Origin of the sequence: Promicromonospora sukumoe, assembly GCF_014137995.1 — a bacterium.
GTDB lineage: Bacteria > Actinomycetota > Actinomycetes > Actinomycetales > Cellulomonadaceae > Promicromonospora > Promicromonospora sukumoe.
The window spans coordinates 321162-339635 of the sequence record NZ_JACGWV010000001.1 but is presented as its reverse complement, the minus strand read 5'-3'; the positions used below and the strand labels follow the sequence as shown (position 1 = coordinate 339635).

At 65.3% G+C, this 18474-nt stretch carries 15 protein-coding genes; 5 read left to right on the top strand and 10 right to left on the bottom strand.

The features are described from left to right. Positions 1-40: 40 nt before the first annotated feature. Together FHX71_RS01550 and FHX71_RS01545 are read left to right on the top strand one after the other, a co-directional pair. Positions 41-2635 carry a PT domain-containing protein gene (locus tag FHX71_RS01550; RefSeq protein ID WP_182614113.1) on the top strand — a complete coding sequence of 865 codons (2595 nt, stop codon included), beginning with the start codon at positions 41-43 and terminating at the stop codon, positions 2633-2635. A gap of 10 nt (positions 2636-2645) precedes the next feature. Next, on the top strand, positions 2646-3023 hold the full coding sequence (locus FHX71_RS01545; RefSeq protein ID WP_182614112.1) for a hypothetical protein: 378 nt from the start codon (positions 2646-2648) through the stop codon (positions 3021-3023). Positions 3024-3142: 119 nt separating this feature from the next. On the opposite strand, the gene FHX71_RS01540 is transcribed toward FHX71_RS01545, so the two are convergent. The 3 genes from FHX71_RS01540 to FHX71_RS01530 all read right to left on the bottom strand — a co-directional run bounded on the left by FHX71_RS01540 (position 3143) and on the right by FHX71_RS01530 (position 6024). Beyond that, positions 3143-4441, bottom strand: coding sequence for a hypothetical protein (locus FHX71_RS01540; protein WP_182614111.1), 1299 nt, complete (start codon positions 4439-4441; stop codon positions 3143-3145). A 63-nt stretch (positions 4442-4504) separates the two neighbouring features. Then, entirely contained in the window at positions 4505-5086 is a 582-nt protein-coding gene (locus tag FHX71_RS01535; protein WP_182614110.1) for a peptide deformylase, read from the bottom strand. Further along, positions 5083-6024, bottom strand: a complete 942-nt coding sequence (locus tag FHX71_RS01530) for a helix-turn-helix domain-containing protein (protein WP_182614109.1) — start codon at positions 6022-6024, stop codon at positions 5083-5085. The genes FHX71_RS01535 and FHX71_RS01530 overlap by 4 nt, the downstream gene beginning before the upstream one ends. A 136-nt stretch (positions 6025-6160) precedes the next feature. Between FHX71_RS01530 and FHX71_RS29635 the strand changes: the two genes are divergently transcribed. Next, entirely contained in the window at positions 6161-6922 is a 762-nt protein-coding gene (locus FHX71_RS29635) for an acyltransferase (RefSeq protein WP_182618397.1), read from the top strand. Beyond that, positions 6919-8055 (top strand): acyl-CoA dehydrogenase family protein, encoded by a 1137-nt coding sequence (locus tag FHX71_RS01520; RefSeq protein WP_220489406.1) that lies wholly within the window; start codon positions 6919-6921, stop codon positions 8053-8055. Before FHX71_RS29635 ends, FHX71_RS01520 begins: the two co-directional genes overlap by 4 nt. 24 nt (positions 8056-8079) lie before the next feature. On the opposite strand, the gene FHX71_RS01515 is transcribed toward FHX71_RS01520, so the two are convergent. The 7 genes from FHX71_RS01515 to FHX71_RS01485 form a co-directional block, all read right to left on the bottom strand. Then, the gene (locus tag FHX71_RS01515; protein WP_312876886.1) at positions 8080-8607 is read right to left on the bottom strand and encodes an NUDIX domain-containing protein; all 528 of its coding nucleotides are present in this window, start codon (positions 8605-8607) and stop codon (positions 8080-8082) included. Positions 8608-8744: 137 nt separating this feature from the next. Then, positions 8745-8954 carry a helix-turn-helix transcriptional regulator gene (locus tag FHX71_RS01510; RefSeq protein WP_182614107.1) on the bottom strand — a complete coding sequence of 70 codons (210 nt, stop codon included), beginning with the start codon at positions 8952-8954 and terminating at the stop codon, positions 8745-8747. Next, positions 8951-12073: a type I restriction endonuclease subunit R gene (locus FHX71_RS01505; RefSeq protein WP_182614106.1), complete on the bottom strand. Its 3123-nt coding sequence runs from the start codon at positions 12071-12073 to the stop codon at positions 8951-8953. The genes FHX71_RS01510 and FHX71_RS01505 overlap by 4 nt, the downstream gene beginning before the upstream one ends. Then, the gene (locus FHX71_RS01500; RefSeq protein ID WP_182614105.1) at positions 12070-13251 is read right to left on the bottom strand and encodes a restriction endonuclease subunit S; all 1182 of its coding nucleotides are present in this window, start codon (positions 13249-13251) and stop codon (positions 12070-12072) included. Before FHX71_RS01500 ends, FHX71_RS01505 begins: the two co-directional genes overlap by 4 nt. After that, positions 13248-15182 carry a type I restriction-modification system subunit M gene (locus tag FHX71_RS01495; protein ID WP_312876885.1) on the bottom strand — a complete coding sequence of 645 codons (1935 nt, stop codon included), beginning with the start codon at positions 15180-15182 and terminating at the stop codon, positions 13248-13250. The genes FHX71_RS01500 and FHX71_RS01495 overlap by 4 nt, the downstream gene beginning before the upstream one ends. Before the next feature lie 243 nt (positions 15183-15425). After that, positions 15426-16319 carry a hypothetical protein gene (locus tag FHX71_RS01490; protein ID WP_182614103.1) on the bottom strand — a complete coding sequence of 298 codons (894 nt, stop codon included), beginning with the start codon at positions 16317-16319 and terminating at the stop codon, positions 15426-15428. A gap of 125 nt (positions 16320-16444) precedes the next feature. Further along, entirely contained in the window at positions 16445-17545 is a 1101-nt protein-coding gene (locus tag FHX71_RS01485) for a hypothetical protein (RefSeq protein WP_182614102.1), read from the bottom strand. A gap of 445 nt (positions 17546-17990) precedes the next feature. Here FHX71_RS01485 and FHX71_RS01480 point away from each other — a divergent pair, with 445 nt between their 5' ends. Then, positions 17991-18161, top strand: coding sequence for a hypothetical protein (locus tag FHX71_RS01480; RefSeq protein ID WP_182614101.1), 171 nt, complete (start codon positions 17991-17993; stop codon positions 18159-18161). Positions 18162-18474 lie beyond the last annotated feature (313 nt).

Sequence of the window (18474 nt, the reverse complement as noted above, 5' to 3'; positions counted from 1 at the left end):
CCCACGCCTCGTCCGAGTACTCGCGGTAGCGCGGACGGTCGTGCTGGCCGGATCCTTGGCATGGCTGGCCGGGCTGTGGCTGTTTGCACCAGAGCTCCGCCTTGGGATGCGCGCCTACCTCGGATGCCTCTGGGTTGTGATCGCGTGGTTCGCGCTGGCGCGTACCAAGACGCTGACCTGGTCCGGATTCTTGGGTTTCTTCACCTTGTGCGTACCGTGGTCGGTGGGAATCGGGCTGATCACCACAACGCTGGCGGGCCAGGTGGCACAGCTCGACATGTTCGCCGTCACTGAGACCGGAGCCCAGGTCGCCATCGCCGGCATCGCCGAAGAGGCTGGCAAGCTCGTTCCCGTCGTGGTCCTGGCCCTTCTCGCACCGCGGCGGGCGGCTCGGTTCGCGGTCGTCGACTGGGTCCTGCTCGGCCTTGCCTCGGGCACGGCGTTTCTCGCCGTGGAGGAGTCGGTGCGGCGGACCGCGTTGGCGACTGGCAACGCGGGTTTCGGATCACTGCTTGGCCTGACGCCCGACGGTGTGCTGCCGCCCGACTATGTCCGGTTCGCGCTGGTCCCGATCCCGACCCCGATGAGCACGGGCGGGGCGCTGCTTGCTCCGACCACGGTCGCTGAGTTCGGCGGGCACGCCATCATGACCGCGCTGGTCACCGGTGTGGTCGGCCTCGCGGTCGCAGCCTGGCAAGCACGCCATCGGCTGATCGGGCTCGCCTTGGCCGCGATGTCGGTGGTGGTGCTGTGGTCCACGGTCGCCGACCACGCGATGTACAACGCCGGTACGGACCTGTTCAGCGCATTGCCCGGCGACGATGGCACCCCGGCCTGGCTCGACCCGGCGTCGACGACCATCCCGTGGTGGCTACGCATCCCGTGGTCGCTCCTGGGCCACGGGCACGGGCGCATCCCCGTGTTCCTGCTCCTGGTCGTGATGAGCCTCCTGGTCGACGCGACCCGCCTGGCCGCCCGCCCTGCAGCCAACCTCACCGGGCGTCCTGCGCCCACCTGGGCCGTCCGCCCCCTGCCCCACGCCCCCACCATGGTGAACACCGTCGTCGATGCGGTCACCAGCCTGATCTGGATCGTCACGCGGGACCTTGCACAAGCCATCGCCGGGCACGCACGGCGGCGACTCGAGACCACTAACCCCGCACCTTCACCATCACCATCCCCTCGGCTGCAGCACGTCGAACCGACCGAGCCGCGGCGGGCCGCGGCCGACCGCGGTGCGGCGCTGGTCTCGGGGCAACGCGCACTGCGGGAACTTGCCTACGAGCACGCTGCTGCTCGCACGCACCCGTGGGCGCGACGCCTGGCGGCCGTCGCGGTCCTGGCCGGGGTCGGTTGGCTGGTGTTCGCCGCAGCGCCCGCGACAGCCCGCGAGATCGGTACCTCGACCAACGATCAGTTCGAGCTTCCAGCGCTACCCGACGATCTACCCACCGGGTCTCCGCCCGGGATCCCGACGGCCCCAGCGTTCGACCCACCCACCCAGGTACCTACTGACCTGCCGACCCTGCCTCCCACGGATCTCCCGACCGTCGCCCCCAGCGATCTACCGACCGTGGTGCCGAGCGACCTGCCGACGTTCGAACCGGACGACTTCCCGTCCCTCGACCCGGACTTCGAGTTTCCTAGCCTCGACCCTGCCACAGGGTCGGACGCTGACGATGGCACCGGTGACTGGCTGGCCGGGGTGCTCGACGCGCTCGCCGACTGGTGGCACGACCAGCCCTTGCTGGCCCAGCTCGCGATCGGCGCCGGTATCGCGGCCCTGATCGTGTTGTCCGGCGGATCGCTCGGCCTCGCCCTGGGGATTTCCGGTGTCCTGACCTGGGGCCTGGACAAGTCCGCTGGCATCGCGACCTTCGTCCGCGACCCGCGGCAGGCCACACGCGACTACTTCGCCACGGCCACACCGACCCAGCTTGCCGCAGACACCCTCGGTGTCGCACTCACCTTCGCGCCCGGCAACTTCGCCGGCGCCGCAACCGGGCGCATCCTGCGCACCACAGCCGACGACCTGGTCGCGGACCCCGCAGTCTGGTGGACCACACGACGCGAGATGTTCACCCACGACGGCCTCGCCGACGAGACCGGCGCCATCAACATGGCCGCATTTCTGCGACGCGACCCCGTTCCCCTCGCCGACGGCACCACGAAAGCAGCGCTCTCACCCGCAGACGAAGCCGCGGCCGCTGCTCGATACGACTCGTACGCCTCGACGTCTGTGAAAGGCTCAGGCCCCGCCAAGGACTACCAGGTCAAGGTCTACGGCGAGAACGAGCGAGTCATCCCGATCGGCACGAACGCCGAGGGCAAGACCATCCGCTCGGAGCCGGACGGCTTCACCGCACAGTACGGGGCTGTTGGCGACTCGAAGCACATCAGCAACGAGTCAAGCAGCTTCTACATCCCCGATTCCCTCCCGAAGGAGGGGCTGCGCGAAGCGGCCATCACCAAGATGGACAAGACCCTCACCAAGCTGCAGCAAGCGGCGAACAAGGTGATGGACGGCGACGGCGTGGTCGAGCTGACGACCAACAGCACGAAGGCCGCGGAATTCATCGAGACCCGCATGAAGGCTCTCGGCATCCGCGGGTATGTAAGGATCGTTCCGGAGTGATCGGAGAACCATGGCAGACCTCCTAATAGCAGTGGCCGAAGGGAACGCGCAGTTCGACGCGGACCAGGTCGCGGCAGCGATCGTGCGGCGGTGGCCTTCGGCCGACGTCGTCTCCGTCGACGGGCCCGAGCTGTCGGACCTCGCCCAGCTGATGAGCACGCAGGTCACGATCAACGATGGGCAACGAGCTGCCACTGTCGAGTTCCACACGAGCGCCAAGGCGATCGACGCCGAGGGCGACGACGACCTCGCCGCCGAGTTCATCTCGCTGCTCACACGCACCGTGCCGGTCCCCGAGGACGCCATCGTCGTCATGAACTGGGCCGACGACATCGTCGCCCTCCGACCGAACATGACGCCCGAAGACGTCCACGCGCTACGAGGCTAGAACCGGCCGCGCCATGCTCGTTGGCTCACATCCCGGTTGGGGTGATCGGAGCGCTGGACGTCTGCGCGAGGACGATCTGGTCGAGGGCGACGAAGCCGTCGTTCTTGCAGCCGTCGCGATCAGCGTCGGCGGCGAAGACCGTTGACCTGCTGCGCTCGCTCGGTCCGGTGCGCAGCGACCACAGGCATCCGGCCTTCGCGGACGCTGTGGTCGATGAACGCCTTGACGTCCTTGACTGCGATGCCACTGCTGCCAATCCAGCCTCTCCTGACGAGGTCAGCGAACTGCTCGTTGCTCAACCACCGGCCCAGGTTGTCGTGGGTGACTGCAGCTCCGCCGTTCGGACCTTTAAGCCGGCCGGCGTCGTGCAGCCGCTTGAGCATCTCGGAGGGAACGTACATCCCTCGCGTCAGTTCGCTCTCTTTCGTGGGTGTCTCGACCGGGTAGGCAAACTTCGTGAAGGTGGCTGCTGGTCCGAGCCGGAACAAGGCCGGATCGCCCTGGCCCGTCGACGCCTGGCCGAGGCTGTCGAACCGCACCATCCGTTCCAGCTGGTCGGGCAATCGTGTGTCCACCTGCGCGATTCGCCCTTCACCTGGAATGGCGGGTTTTTTCATGCGCTTGTACTGGACCAGGACGAAGCACTGGAAGTCGTGGTTGTAGTAGACGAGGTCCACACCGGTAGCGGTCTCGACCTTTGTGGCGTTCACGTTCATCACCTCGAGCGTGTGCCGCCCGTCCTTGAAGCGAAAGATGTCTTCCCGCTTCGGAGCCCCAGTCATCCCGGGGAAGTTCCGCAGATCGTGATCGATGAGGCTGGGCTCTGTTGGCTCGGGCTGCAGCTCGGCCAGCGGGCTCTCTCCGGGCATCGGGGCGGTACGCATCGCCTCTAGGTCCATGTCGCTGAACATCAAGGCGGTTCCCACCGCGTTGGTGTGGTCCATCCTGATGTCGGTCGTCAGGCGAGGGATCATCCACTCCGGCACACCGTCGAGAGACGGCCACTGGCCGGGGCCAATGTACGACTCGATCGCCTCACGCAGCCGCTTGGATGCATCCGGTGTCAATGCGCCGCCCCGTCGACGAGCGACAACGTCCTGGACAGTCTTGCCTTCCTTGCCCAGACGTTCACCCAGGTACGAGACAGGTATCGCAACCTCGATCTGGCGCACGGCGCTCAAGACCCACGTCGAGTCCAACTTCGTTCGCGGTGGACCCGACTTGACGATTCCCAGGTGCGATACGACAAGAGTCCCGCCGTCGTCGTTGGTGACAACGACGGCCACTCGCCCGCTGCCGGGGGCATCCTCTCCCCGGTCGACTGCGAAGCTGATCGGAGCCGAGTCGACCACGCCATGTTCTTCGAGCTCCTCGGTCGACATCACCACGATATAGACCCGACCTGCAACGACAGCCATGCCGAGCATCATTCCACCAGGCCGAATGCTCGACGGTGTTGGCCCGCCGCCTGATCGGGTGAATCAGGTGGTCTCGTCGCCGGTGTACGACCATCGCTTGCCGGTCTGGCGGTACTGCTCGACGGGGATAGGCGCGGCGCCCGGGTGCATACGGGCGGTGTAGAGCAGGCCGTCGAGGTGGTCGATCTCGTGGTGGACCAGGCGGGCGAGGCCATTCTCGTACGTCGTGGTGGTGACCGTGCCGTCAAGCGCGGTCGCTTGGACGGTGACGCGCAGCGGGCGGGGCACCAAGCCGCGGACATCGAAGAAGCTCAGGCAGCCCTCGTACTGCTCGTCCTGCTCGTCGCTGGCGTCGATGACACGCGGATTGAGCAGGACAAGGACGTCTTCAGCGGGGTCGGGGGGCTGGACGGCGGCGGCCGCACGGTCGATGCCAATCTGCGGTGCGGCCAGCCCGCGCCCCTTGGCGAACTCGTGCACCTCGGCCAGTCGGTGCAGCACCTCCAGGAGCCGTGCGGTCGTCTCTTCGACAGCGGCTCGCTCAGTGGGCAGGTCGAACCGGCGCGCGGGGGTGGTCAGAATCGGTGCTCCGGCTTGGACGATGCCGAGCTGGTTCATCTGGTCGCTGGGCTTGGTCGGGGTCACGGGTGCTCCTGCTCGGTCCTGGCCCGGAATCGCCATTCGAGGCGGTAGCGGGCGTGCAGCTGTGGGTTGTCGGTGCTCCAGGTGAAAACGTCGACGCCGTCGTCGGCGGCGTGCGCGGGAGCGGTCGCTAGGGGTGTGGCCTCGGCGGTCATGGAGGTCTCGGTTCCCCACACGACGGGATCGAGCCAGGCAGGAAAGGCGAGTTGCACCTCGAGGTGCTCAGTGGGTAGCCGCACCGCGCGCTGGAACCAGCGGCCCCACTTCTCGGCGCTAACGGTGTAGGCGTACTCGATCCACACGGTCTGGCCAGGGTAGAGCGGGAAGCGGGTCTGCGGGTTCTCGAACAGGAGCCAGACCTCTTTGAACGCGTCGCGGTCATGCTTGGCCTCCCACCGCATCTCCTCACCGCCGCTGGACGCGGTCAGGTCGAGCTCCTCCCAGGTCAGGGGATGTTCACGGTAGTGGGCGTTGGAGCGTTCGGGCTCGCCGGGGTACCGGTCGACGCTGATCCGGATCAGGTAGCGGGTCACGGGTTGGTCACCGGTATTGCGTAGTCGGCGACGCATCGTGAGCCGGTAGGCCATCCCGTCGAACACCAGCCGTGCGGCGTCGTGCTCGACGACCAGGGCCGTGCCGCCCGCGTACGGCTGTGGACCCGGTGCGCGGGCGCCAGGTGTCAGTACCCGGCTGGTGCTGCGGGAAGCAGCGAAGGCACTCCAACGTCGGCGGACCGCGCCGCCGGCGTTGAGGACGTCGTCGGCCAGGCGCGCGAACTCCTCGGTGGGCCGGTGCCGCCCGGACTCGACGTGCGAGACGTAAGACGGGTCGAAACCCATCTGCTGCGCCAGGGCCCGCTTGGACAAGCCACGGACCTCACGCCAGTACGCGACCTCCGCGGCGAACGCGTCGGCCTCTTCAGAGAGCAGTTCATCGGTCACCGTGCGCGAGCCCCTTCGCCATGGCGGACGTGAAGGTGAGTGAAGCGTGAATGAGCCCGACTCACCATGCCCTCACCCTCTCACCTGCGCGTTTCCTGTTCCTGCAGGACGTTCCGATCGAGAGGAGATTCTCGTGATGGCAACACCGCAATGGGCCGACGCGATCGAGCGCGGCCTGGTCCAGATCGCCCAGGACGCCGTCGTCCACCCGACCGCCGTACTGATCCTGGCTGACCGCACCGGTCAGGAGCGGCCCGTCTCGATAGGCGCCCATGCCCGTGTCGGGGCCTTCACCGTCGTGCATGGCGGCACCATCCTTGGCGAGGACGTGGAAGTCGGGCATGGAGGAGTTGTCGGCGAACCGGAGACCGGGTACGCGTTGCGTGCCCACCACGATGGACACGGCGCAGACACGGTCCTCGGCGATGGGGTGGTGTTGCGTGCCGGCGCCGTCGTCTACGCAGGTGCTCGGGTCGGGGCCCGGACTGCCATCGGGCACCACACGCTGCTGCGCACCGGCGTCCGCATCGGCGACGACTCTCAGCTGGGGCACCTGATGACCGTCGAGCGCGACACTGTGATTGGGGACCGGGTGCGCTGCTCCCCGCTGACCCACCTGACTGCGCAGATGCACATCGGCGACGACGCCTTCATCGGCGCCCGTGTGGGCACGATCAACGACAAGCACCTGATCTGGCGCGACCCGGACCGCCAGGAGCCACTGCGTCCGCCTCGGGTCGAGGCTGGCGCGAAGGTCGGAACCGGCGTTGTGCTGCTGCCCGGCGTCGTGATCGGTGCCGGTGCCCTGGTGGGTGCCGGCTCGCTGGTCACCCGCGACGTCGCTCCGGGGTCCACGGTGTTCGGGAGTCCCGCACGTACGAACGGAGGACGGTCATGAGCGCGATGGACTGGCTGGAGACCCTGCGCCCGAGCATGAGCGTCGATCTGTCGACGTGGGCGAGCTGGCAGCGCTTGGATGCGGCACTGGACGACATCGTGGCAGGTGACCCTGGCCCTGCTGACCCGACAGCCCGCTCGCGCTGGCTGCGCCACGTCCGCTCCCGCCTTGCTGTGCACTGCGGGACGGGCCTGTGGCAGGCCGGTGCACAGTTCCTGGCCGGGTACCGGGATCTGGACCTACGCGAGGCAACCGGGACCGGACACGGACAGATGATCCTCGACCACTCCCCCGCACCGCGCACCCTGCGCTGGCGGGAACGTCTGGCAGGCGGGGCGCTGGTCGGAATCGCCGCGAGCGAGGCGCACGGCGGCTCACGCATCCAGGAGATCACCACCACCGCGCGCGCGATGCCCAGCGGGCGGTGGCAAGTTCACGGCAGCAAGTGCTGGGTCTCGCGCCTGACCGAGTCCGACGCGTTCGTGGTCTTCCTGCGCGACCCAGCTGGCACGATCTCCGCTGTCCTTGTCGATGCCGACGCGCCTGGCCTCGTCCGGGAGCCTCGGGCACCATCCGGGCTGGGTGGCTGGTCGTGGGGCATGCTCACGTTCGACGGCGTCGATCTCGACCCGTCCGTCGACCTCTTGGGTGGCGTCGGTGAGGGGCTGCGGATCTTCCGGAACCACTTCGCCAGGTTCCGCCCGCTGGTCACGCTGTGCGCTCTGGGAACCGCCGCGGGTGTGCACGATCAGGTCCGCGGCCTTCTCGCGGACCGTACCGCGCGGAGTGTCGTGCCGCGGATCCGGGACAACGCTCTGATCACGCTCGGGGCCTCCTGGGCACAGATCAATGCCGCGCTCCTGCTCGCGCTCCACGCCACGAGCCCGGACAGTCATGACCTGGCCGCTCGGCTCGGCAAGGCGCATGGCGTTGACGCTGCGTGCCACGTCGTCACAGCCTTGGCACCGCTTGTCGGCGCAGTTGGGTTCCAGCACGACCACCCGATCGCCAAGGCCAGAGCGGACCTGTCCGCCCTGCAGTACGCCGACGGGATCCACGACTCCCTGTACCGCTCCGGTGGAGCCGAGCTCCTGCGCACGACGACCAGACGAGCAAGGCTGCAGGCTGCCTGAGCGGCAGCCCACTCATGAGAACGGCTACCCAGCCGGCTTCACGCCGACCGGGTAGCCGTTCTCCAGCTCAACCAGGCCACCATCAGTGATCGCGCCGAGTGCCGCCTCGATCCGGCGCGCGACCATCGGGCGCATCCGCTGGTGCACTTGCTCGACGGTGCACCACGCCCACGACTTGAGCTCGCCCTCGGCCAGGCGGATCGTGTCGGTCTGCTCCGGGGTGAGACTGCCGCCGTCGTACACGAAGATCAGACCCTCCGTACGCCCCTCGACCGGCGGAACGTAGTCGACCGCCACCAGACGACCGGGTTCCACGACCAGGCTCAGTTCCTCACGCACCTCACGTGCCGCACCATCACGGGGCGACTCGTCCGCCTCAATGGCTCCACCCGGAGCCTCCCAGACCGCCTTGTACGACGGCTCACACAGCAGAACCCGCCCATCGCCGTCGCTGAACAACACCGTCGCCGCCGACCGCTTGCGCGGAATCGAGCGCGTGTACTCCGCAGAACCGATGTCCTTGCCCGGGGTCTCTTCCAGAGTAATCGTCACGCAACCGAACCTAGCCGCGCAGACGGTCATACGCCGACCCAGCCACGGGTCCGCAACGCATCACCACGCTGCCTCCACCAAGCGCACGCCCCACGCTCGTCCAGTAAGACTGACGGAGACTGCGTCGAACTACGAGATCAGTCAGCGTCCTTGAGTTCCAGCGTGAGCCCGAGCGCTTGGGCGATCTTGATGATCGTGGCAGTCGTGACATCTTTGTTGGCCTCGACCCGGGCGATGGTCGGGCGAGACACCCCAGACTTCTCGCCCAACTCCACCTGTGACCACCCTTGCCTCTTGCGGGCCTCACGAATGGTGTCGCCGAAACCCGCCGGCTCGAGGCCGCTCATGATCCCAGCGCCCCCGTGTCGGACCTCGTCGTCGAGGGCGGTCGATGCTGGGCGTGGAGCGCGTCCGCGGCGATCTCTGCGATCTGGTTCAGGAACGCAGGGTCGGTCATGTAGGACTGGATCTCGCGCGACTGATCAACCGTCTTCAACATCGCGAGCCCGACGGCGTTGCTGAACCCCTCTGACGCTTTGAGCTGCGCGATCGTGTTGTTCTTCGCCATCGCCACGGCTTCCTCGTTCTCGTCGAGGAAGCCCCAGAACGCCGTGATGAAGCCGGACACGCTCTCCGGGTTCACGTCGATGCCCTTGGCCTTGAACATCTCGTTCACCTTGTCGATCGCCTCGTCCAGCGGTCCACGCTGCGGTGCGCTGGCGGACTTGTGCTCGCCCTCGAAGTCCGGCAGCTTGATGCCGTCACCGCGGCCTTGGCTCAGCGAGTGGTCCTCGTTGATGGCGGACGGCACGAGCTTGACGCCCGAGAGCTGAACGCCTTCGAGGTAGTTGTCGTCGTACTCGTTCCAGTCGGTATGCAGGTTGCGCCCCAGCAGGGTGGCGAGGATCGCGCGACGGTGCAGGACCGGGTCCTGGTAGTCGACGATCTGGCTGAGGAACTGCCACGCGTTGCGGTAGCTGATCGTGTCCGCACGGAAGGCGTCCAGCGCCTCCTTCCGAGCTTTGTCCTTCGTAAGCACCGCCTGCCGCCGCTGACCACTCCAGCGGTCCTTGATCGGTGACAGGGCCTTGGCGATCTCTTCCCCACCGTCCTCGCCCAGGAATGCGTCCGCGACAGCGTTCATCTCGTCATGGGTGTAGAGCCCTGCGGTGTCGAGCCGCTCACCGATCGTGTACAACGCGTTGGGATCGACGTCACCGTCCACGTGTGCATCGGAGTAGTAGAGCTCGAAGTCCTTCTGGACGCTGGCCGGGGAGTTGCGGAAGTCGACGACCATCGGTGTGGTCTTGCCCGGGTAGATGCGGTTCAGGCGCGAGAGGGTCTGGACCGTCGCAACCCCGGAGAGCTTTTTGTCGACGTACATCGCCATCAGGCGCGGCTCGTCGAATCCGGTCTGGAACTTGTTCGCCACGACCATGACCCGGTAGATGCTCTCCTCCCGGAACGCCCTAGCCACGTCGCTGCGTCCGTTGACCGCGACCTCGGTGACGCTCTCACCGTCTTCGGTCAGCGAACCGGAGAACGCGGCCAGAATGCGCATGTCGGTGTACCCCTGGGAGGTGACGTAGGCGTCCATCTTCCGTGCCCAGCGCAGTGCCTCCATCCGCGAGCTGGTCACGATCATGGCCTTCGCTTGCCCGCCGAGCAGCGGCATGACGTTGCGGCGGAAGTGCTCGATCACGACGCGAACCTTCTGCGCGATCGCTGTCGGGTGCAGGCGCGCGTACCGGACGATGTTGGAGACCGCTTCACCGGTGTTGACCTGGATCTCGCTCTCGGGCTCCTGTCCCTCGAGCGTGTTCTTCACCCGCAGGAACATGTCGTAGGTGGAGTAGTTGGCCAGGACGTCGAGGATGAATCCTTCCTCGATTGCCTGCGCCATGGTGTAGGTGTCGAATGCTTCCCAGCGACCATCGCGCTGGGTACCGAACAACCGCAGCGTCTTTGCCTTCGGTGTCGCCGTCAACGCGACGAAGGTGATGTTCGCGGCAGCGGCGATCGCCGAGTCCTTGGCCTGCAGCAGGTCGTCGGCACTGATGTCGTCCTCGTCGCCGTCCAGGTCTACGTCCACGAGCAGCTCTCGGAGCCGATGCGCGCCGGAGCCCGACTGGGACGAGTGCGCCTCGTCCGCGACCACGGCCCAGCGTCGGCCGCGCAGCTCCTGGGAGTCCTCGATGATCTTCATGACCTCGGGAAAGGTCTGCAGGGTGCAGGTGATGATGTGATCACCTTCCAGCAGGGCCTTCTTCAGCTGGGGTGACTTCGCACCGGACTTCTCACCGACGGTGACGACGAGGCCCTTGCTCGACTGCACGAGGTTCATGTCGTCACGGATGTTCTCATCGAGGACTGTCCGGTCGGTGACCACGATGACGGAGTCGAACGTCGACGTCGAGCCGGCGCTCATGTGGCGGATCAGCCGGTGGCTGAGCCAGGCGATCGTCTTCGTCTTGCCTGAGCCCGCCGAGTGCCAGATCAGGTACCGCTTGCCGGGGCCGTTGGCCTCGATGTCGGCCACCACGCGCTCGACGGCACGCAACTGGTGGAACCGCGGGAAGACAAGGCGACCTTCGCTCTTCTTTCCTGACTTGCCCGGCTCGTAGAGCGCGAAATCCTTGAGGATTCGCATGAACTTTGGGCGGGCGAGGACCTCGCGCCACAGGTAGTTGGTCGATGAGCCGGTGCCCGACGGCGGGTTGCCGCCATGACCGTCGTTGCCCTGGTTGAACGGCAGGAATATGGTGTCCCCGCCCTGGAGCTTCGTGGTCATGTAGACCAGGTCGTTCGAGACCGCGAAGTGCACCAACGCTCGCCCCGGCGCGAGCAGCGGACGGTTCCGGCCCGGCTTTCGGTCGTCCTTATACTGCCGGATCGCATGGTTGACCGTCTGCGTGTTGTCGGTCTTCAGCTCCAGCGTGACGACCGGAAGCCCGTTGACGGTGAGCACGACGTCGAGAGTCTCGTTAGACGTGGTGTCGAAGCGCACCTGCCGCAGGACGCGCAGGCGTACTGCAGTCGCGGCCTCCACCACCTCGGTCAGGTGGGGGTTCGACGGCAGGAACTCCATCATCGGCCCGAACTTCGCGGCCGGACGGCCTACCTGCGCATACGTGAAGCCTTTACGCAGCACACCGAGCAGACCACCGACCGGATGGCCGGTGGTCGGGTCCATCCGCGTCGCCTTGGCCAGCTCCCGGGTGACATGTTGGAGCAACTCACGCTCGGCATCTGCTTTCTCCGCGTCGCCGAGGTCACCCGGTACCGCCTTCTCATACTCGTCCGGGTACTGGGTGCTGAGCCAGTGCAGCGCATCGTCCGGAACCATCGCGAGGCCAACATCCCAGCCGGTAGATCTACCGCCGTTCTCGTACAACCAGCCACGCTCGGCGAGCTCAGCGCACAAGTTGCTCTCGAACTCCGACTCCAGCAACTGCGAATAGCTCATACCGCAGCCTTTCGTCCGGCCACGACATCGACGATGTATGCCGAAGACCGTTCGACAAGCAGTGCCTTCAAATCGGCGACCCTCGCCAGCATCGCGTCGATTCTTCCTGTGGCCTCGTCGAGGTCGTCTGTAGCCTGACTCATCTCGCCGGGTGACGGGAGCGGAATTGAAAGCCCGAACAGGTCCCTCACGTTAAGACGCGGGGTCCGCACGTTACCTTGTTGCGCCGCGCCGATCCCTCTAACCCATTGGGCCATTGTCTCCACGAATTCCGGGGATCTCATGACGTACTCAGCCCATGCGGCAGTAAGACCTTCCTCCGGACGCAATACAGCATAGTCCGGACTCACAAGACCGTCCACGGGCGCCCGTCCGAGACCACCCTGAAATGCGCGCATCCGGTTGAGTACTACGTCCCCAGCTCGGGCAATTTTGTACTTGGACAAGTCAGCACCCGCCTGCTGCCCAGAGGATGATTCCTCGCGCCTCTGGACACCTCGGTGAATCGAGACCGACAACAGTGGAAGATCCTGATACTGGTTCCCTGCCCGCTCGTCAACCTCGCGCATGAACCACTGGAGCCTCACGCGCTCAAACTCCATGGCATGAACCGTCGACCATGTAGCACTGCGCCGTGCTCGCAGCATCTCCGCCAGTTCATCAAGCTTGCCGATCATTGACTCCGCCTCGTCGAGGTGAGTCGCGATGGCTTGCTGAACGGGTTTAGGTGGCAGCGGGATTCGTATGCGAGACATCCGCGTGAAGTTCGTCGACCAGAGATCATCGACGATCCCGGTGCCCCATCGAAAGAACTCCTCCTGGAACGCAATGCTCCGCAGGAGATGATGCCCATACTCCGCAACCATAACTTCAGCCTTAGGTGTCATAACGGAGTAGACGGTCGAAACGCTCCCGTCTTGGCGCGCCAGTCCCGACGCACCGCGCCGGTCGGAGCGAGAGTTAATGACCAGATCGCCTGCCCGAACGAGTTTGCGGTCCACCTCAGATCGGGTCTTGGCAACTCCTTCAAGTTGCGGGGTCACGCCACCCCTCCCAACCGACAAGGCAGGGAAATCGCTTTCGCCGACTTTTTCGTTCCGTTCAGTAACGACAAACCCAAGAGGCATCATCTGGAATATCGGACTCTCCAGTGATGACTCGTGCACCACGAGGCTCATTCGTCGCTTACCTCCTTGAACATCTCGCCTAGCTCGCCCATGATCATCTGTACATCGGCGTCAATGTCGGCCAGTGGGCGCGGCTTCCTGGGCACGAAGAAAATCCGAGTGAACGGGATCTCGTTCCCAAGCCTTGCCTTGCTCGAGTCCCATTGAGCATCCGCCAGGTACGGGAGCACTTGGCGCTCCATGTGGCCGTCCACGTCCTCAGTCAGCGGAACCCGTTCTGTGAGCTTCCATCCGTCGGCGACAACGGGCTTGCCCTTACGATCCACAGCCAGCGGCGCGGAGTCGTCTGCTCTCGCCATTACTTTCATGACCGCATCGATGAGACCAAGTGGGGCCTTCAGACCGGCGGCCACCGCGGCCTGGAGGAAGGACTTTGGCAGTTCGTTCCACGGCGTGCCGTCGAGTGACGCGAGGACGGCAACATGCCGGTCCGTAAAGTCCCGGCGCCCACGCAGCTCCTCGACAGCCTCCTCACTGAAGCGGGTCGCAAAACGCGCCTGCTTGTAGACAGGTACGTCCCGGAACATAAAATCCTCGGGCGCCATGACACGTGAGATTGCAGGGTCGGCGTGTTCGAACGCGTTGTATGCCTCAACCACGGTGTTCCGATTCTCTCTGCCCATCTTGCGACGTTTTTCACCCATCGGCTTGCGCAGCACTTCCCACTGCCCGGTGCCGTCGATCAGTTGAATCTTGCCGCGACGTTCGGGGCGCTTGTTCGTATCAAGAATCCAGACAAATGTCGAGATGCCTGTGCCATAGAACATGTCAGTCGGCAGAGCGATGATCGCGTCGATTAAGTCCTCTTCGAGCAGCCACTGGCGGATCGCGGTCGGCCCCTTGTCGCCGCTGAACAGCGGCGAGGCGTTGGACACGACTGCGGCCCGCCCGCCTTGACCATTCTTGTGCGCGGGACTCAACTTCGAGGCACAATGTGCGAGGAAGAGCATCTGTCCGTCGTTAATGCTCGGTAGGCCATGACTGAAACGTGATCCGTGCACCTTGGCCTGCTCGCGGACACACTTCTCGTCGGCCGACCAATCGCCCCCGAAGGGCGGGTTTGAGAGCACATAATCGAACGTCTGGTCGTCGTAGATGTCCTCCACGAGCGTGTTGCCCTGCTTAATGGCGTCTGGGCGACCACCCTGAATGAGAAGATCGGCCTTCCCGAGCGCGAAAGCGGAGGGCATGAGTTCCTGGCCATACAGCGTTACATCGATCGTCTGGTTCATCCGCTTCAGAGCGCCCTGAGCGATGAGCAGCATGCCGCCGGACCCCGCGGTCGGATCGTAGATCGAGCGTGCCGCACTCTCGCCGGCGAGGGTGTCGTCGTCGTCATTGATCAGGATGTCGACCATGAGCTTGATCGCATCACGCGGGGTGTAGAAATTGCCCGCCGCTTTACCCTTTTTATTGAAGGCCCGGTACATAATGTCTTCGAACACGTCACCCATGGTGGTGTTCTCGAGGCTGCGCGGGCCGAGGTCCAGCGTCGAGAAATGCTTCACGACGGCATACAGACGGTTGGCCTCGGAGAGGATCCTCGCTCGTCTGGCAAAGTCGAAGGAAACCCAGATGTCGGCAATGTTGTTTGAGAAGCCGTCGATGTAACTCTTCAATGAACTCTCGACGTTGTCGTCGACGGACGCGATCGTGGCAAGGTCGAGGGGCGAGACGTTGTAGAAGCTGAGCTTGAACTTGTCCTTGACCGCGATGTCGATAAGGTGAGGCGGCAGGTCGCCGAGCGCGGAGACGAACTTCGTCACCTCATGCTTCGAGTCCACAAGCATGCACTCCAGGCGACGCAGCACAGTGAACGGCAAGATGAAGTCGCCGTAGTCCTCCTCATCGACGACGTTGCGCAGGAACTTGTCTGCCGTGTCCCAGACGATGCGTGCGGTCGTCGCGCTCTTGGATGCCACTGCCGGTTCCGCCATGCTCGCTTGCCCCTACCTCGTTGCCCGACGTTCGATGTATCAGAAACTTTACATGGCCAGACATCACCAACGTGACATCGCGCGGTCCTCAGGTCGGTAGCTGGCGTTGAGCGGTCGAGCTGCTCGAATACCCGACCCACGGTGGATCGTCGCTGGTTGCGACGCACAGCGCTGGGCCCGTAACCCACGGTGGAGCGCGCAGGCTCGGAGCGGGTCGCGCCAGAATCCTCACGATCCTCCGAGTAGCCGCCAGACGGTCCCTCTCTCGGCCTGCAGGTCGATAGTGGTTCCGGCCATCGTGTCGAGGGTGTCCCGAAGGGGCCACGAGACGAAGTGGCCGTACCGCGCCGAGTACACGCCAACGGTGTGGATGCCGTACGCGTCGTCCCTGTCGAACATGGCGTAGGCGATCAGCTGGTACAGGTCTGCGAGATCAAGGGTGTCGGCTCGGGTCCCGGTCCGGGCGTTCTTCGTACCGAGATGGCTCTTGAGTTCCAGGAGCGTCCCGTCGTAGATGAGGTCTGCGTCGGCCGAGCAGAGCGCGGACGCCTTGAAACTCGGTCCGATCGCCATGGTCTTGGCGTCCTCGATCCTGGGGTGCAGGTGCACGTATGCAACCTCACGCAGCGTGCGGAGCTCAGCCAGGGCGTCCTCCGTCGCCAGACCGACAAGGCCCTCGGTGGTGAACCGCTCCTGTTCGACGAGCCCGACCAGTGGGGACCCAGGCATGAGCCGCCCGGTCCGGAAGACCTCCGTGCATAACGCGACGGCCCAGGCTGCGCGCAGGAAGTCGTCGGACGACGGGGGCGCCGTGGCCGCCAGCTCGACCACGCCCAGGACGGCAGCATAAGCAACCGCGTCACCCGCGAACATGCGGGTCGCGGGCTTGGGGTCGTAGCCCGGGTTCAGGGCGAACCGGATCGCAAAGTCGAACGCGGCCCCGACTGTGCCCGAAGCCGCGGTACCGCCATCGACGAGGATGTCCCCTGCGCCGGCTCGATAGTCGGTCTGCACCGGCCTGGTGTTCGGATAACGAGCGTCGAGGTGACGGCGCAGCGGGCTGCTCTTGTCCTTCACCGCCCTGGTAAGGGTTGCGTACCTATATCCATCGGGTGCAGTCATGACCAGGATGCTGCCACTGGACACCGACACTCCACGCAGGTCGCGCCCGCAGAGCCGCACGTCCCGTCGGCCTCCACGCCGTGTGCGTCCCCAGCGGCCGTCCCGTGGCGCCAATCACATGGCGGCTACCCGGCAAGCACCCTGATCTCCGGCGCAGGTTTGCCCCACCGATGTTCGCAGCGTTCCCCGGGTTCCCGGCCGCAGGGACACGCGGCACTCGTCTCAACTGACACGAAGTTCCTCCAGTAGGAGCGTCGCGTGTACGTAGCCGCCTGGGTGGTCAGTCCGAAGTCGTCCACGATCTCCAGGCTGCTTTCCAGCAGGTTCTCGATGATCGTTCCGCATGCGATCAGTGCGTCGACCGGCTTCTGGAAGATCGGATGCTCAAAGTCCTGAACCACTCCGTTTCCACGAAGGTGCATGGGTGACCGCGCGTGATATCGCTGGAGGACCGCGCCATGTTCGTGGACCAGCGCGTCGCTCGCGAACGCGAGGCGGGCACCCAGGGCCGGGTGCGCGGCATCGCTCAGCCAGTCGTACCAGTCCAGGAAGCGGTGATTGCCCGTGTCCTTTGCCAGCTTGTCGACGTACGTCTGCACATTCGTGGCCTTGAAAGCCTCGTTCGCGGACTTCATCCTCGACCCGAACCCGGCCTGGTTCAACACCGGTGCCAGCTCACGGTAGACGGTCTGAGCCCGGGCTTTGGCGTCACTGTCTACGGTCTTGGCCGCGGCCCAGGCGGCTGCGAACTTCTTAGCCTCGTACAGCAGGCATCCGGTGTGCTCGATGAGAGATCGAGACGAGACAGCGGCCGAGTACAAGCGCCAGCCCTCCACGCTCAAGAGCGTGTCCGTGAGCAGGTCGACTGATCGCCAGGCATGGAAGAGCCACCACGAGACCAGTCGCGAATGGACTGCCGGGAACATGACTGCCGCGATCGGCTCAGCGAGTCCGCGGGGTGATGGCTCGTCGATCGCGAGGACACGTGTGCCACCGTCCATCTCGACGAACGCCCAATCCTCGCCTCTCTGGAGAGCCGATTCGCGCCATTTCGCGACCCGGTTGAGCTTCATCGGCATCGGAAGGAATTCGACGGTACTGACGCCCCTGGTCAAGTCGTCGAACCTCCACACAGCCTCCTTGACCTCAAGGAGTGCGTCCCGGCGGCTGCCCAAGATCTGTTCCACCGCGTTGGTCAGTCCGGTCCCGCGGTCCGCGTAAGGCATAGGTCGAGCCTACGACCGGGACCATTGATCGCCTCAATGCGCATGCCTAGGGAGCCGTGTGTCTTTCGGGTTCCATCCGGCTCGCGCGTTCCGTGTGGCCCCCTGGGCGCCACGGCGCACTGCTCGGCCACACAGCATCCACCCAAGCCCGACCGGACGACGGCGAGACGTCATGCGATCCCCGTGCGAACCCGCCCTGATCTGCCCAGCCCGCGCGCGGCAAGAGGGATGCGGCCCGGTAGAGCACGACCGAAACGCTGCGACGACCGTCGTTCCCGCCAGCCGCCTGCGGGCTCGGTCCATATTGGTTCACCCGGCGTTCTGCTGGCAAGCCGCCTGCTGGATGCAGGACGATAGCGACATGTTGTTCCTTGACCCCGCCCAGCCAGCAGCGCTGCTCGCGGCATGACCGTCCGGAACACCGCACCTACGGCAAGGGGACATGATGACGAGTGAGATGTGCGCCGTCTGCGGCGAAGAAGCAGACGCCGACGAACTGGATCCCCATGGTCACTTCGACACCGATGACGTCCCCTGCACCATCTGCGGCGAACTGGTAGACGATCACTTCGTTGTCGGTGAAGAGAAAGACCACGAATACGAGAGCGGGATCTGAAGCGGACCCGCACCGTGGAGGGTATCCGAGTCATCGTGTTCGCCATCAGCACCACTCCCGGGCGGTATAGGCACCCCACCTCACCGATCCCACGCCGCAGCCCACCGCCGAGTTGACTGCGAGGACCATATGTTCCTGGTACACCATCGTCGCACTGACGGCGAGCTCACTGCCTAGGCCCAAGGCGCTCACCCGACCCCACTAACCGAGAGGCCGGTGGGAACCCATTACCTGGGGCTAGAGAGGGCACGATCCCGGCAGTCCTAGCCCACCGATGCCTACCTCGTTGCAGCACCCGCCTGCACGAGGCAAG

Excerpts from the sequence above, each read along its gene's own strand:
- FHX71_RS01545 (WP_182614112.1), top strand. The coding sequence starts at position 2,646 with ATGGCAGACCTCCTAATAGCAGTGGCCGAAGGGAACGCGCAGTTCGAC.
- FHX71_RS01540 (WP_182614111.1), bottom strand. The coding sequence starts at position 4,441 with ATGGCTGTCGTTGCAGGTCGGGTCTATATCGTGGTGATGTCGACCGAG.
- FHX71_RS29635 (WP_182618397.1), top strand. The coding sequence starts at position 6,161 with ATGGCAACACCGCAATGGGCCGACGCGATCGAGCGCGGCCTGGTCCAG.
- FHX71_RS01520 (WP_220489406.1), top strand. The coding sequence starts at position 6,919 with ATGAGCGCGATGGACTGGCTGGAGACCCTGCGCCCGAGCATGAGCGTC.
- FHX71_RS01510 (WP_182614107.1), bottom strand. The coding sequence starts at position 8,954 with ATGAGCGGCCTCGAGCCGGCGGGTTTCGGCGACACCATTCGTGAGGCC.
- FHX71_RS01505 (WP_182614106.1), bottom strand. The coding sequence starts at position 12,073 with ATGAGCTATTCGCAGTTGCTGGAGTCGGAGTTCGAGAGCAACTTGTGC.
- FHX71_RS01500 (WP_182614105.1), bottom strand. The coding sequence starts at position 13,251 with ATGAGCCTCGTGGTGCACGAGTCATCACTGGAGAGTCCGATATTCCAG.
- FHX71_RS01490 (WP_182614103.1), bottom strand. The coding sequence starts at position 16,319 with ATGACTGCACCCGATGGATATAGGTACGCAACCCTTACCAGGGCGGTG.
- FHX71_RS01485 (WP_182614102.1), bottom strand. The coding sequence starts at position 17,545 with ATGCCTTACGCGGACCGCGGGACCGGACTGACCAACGCGGTGGAACAG.
- FHX71_RS01480 (WP_182614101.1), top strand. The coding sequence starts at position 17,991 with ATGACGAGTGAGATGTGCGCCGTCTGCGGCGAAGAAGCAGACGCCGAC.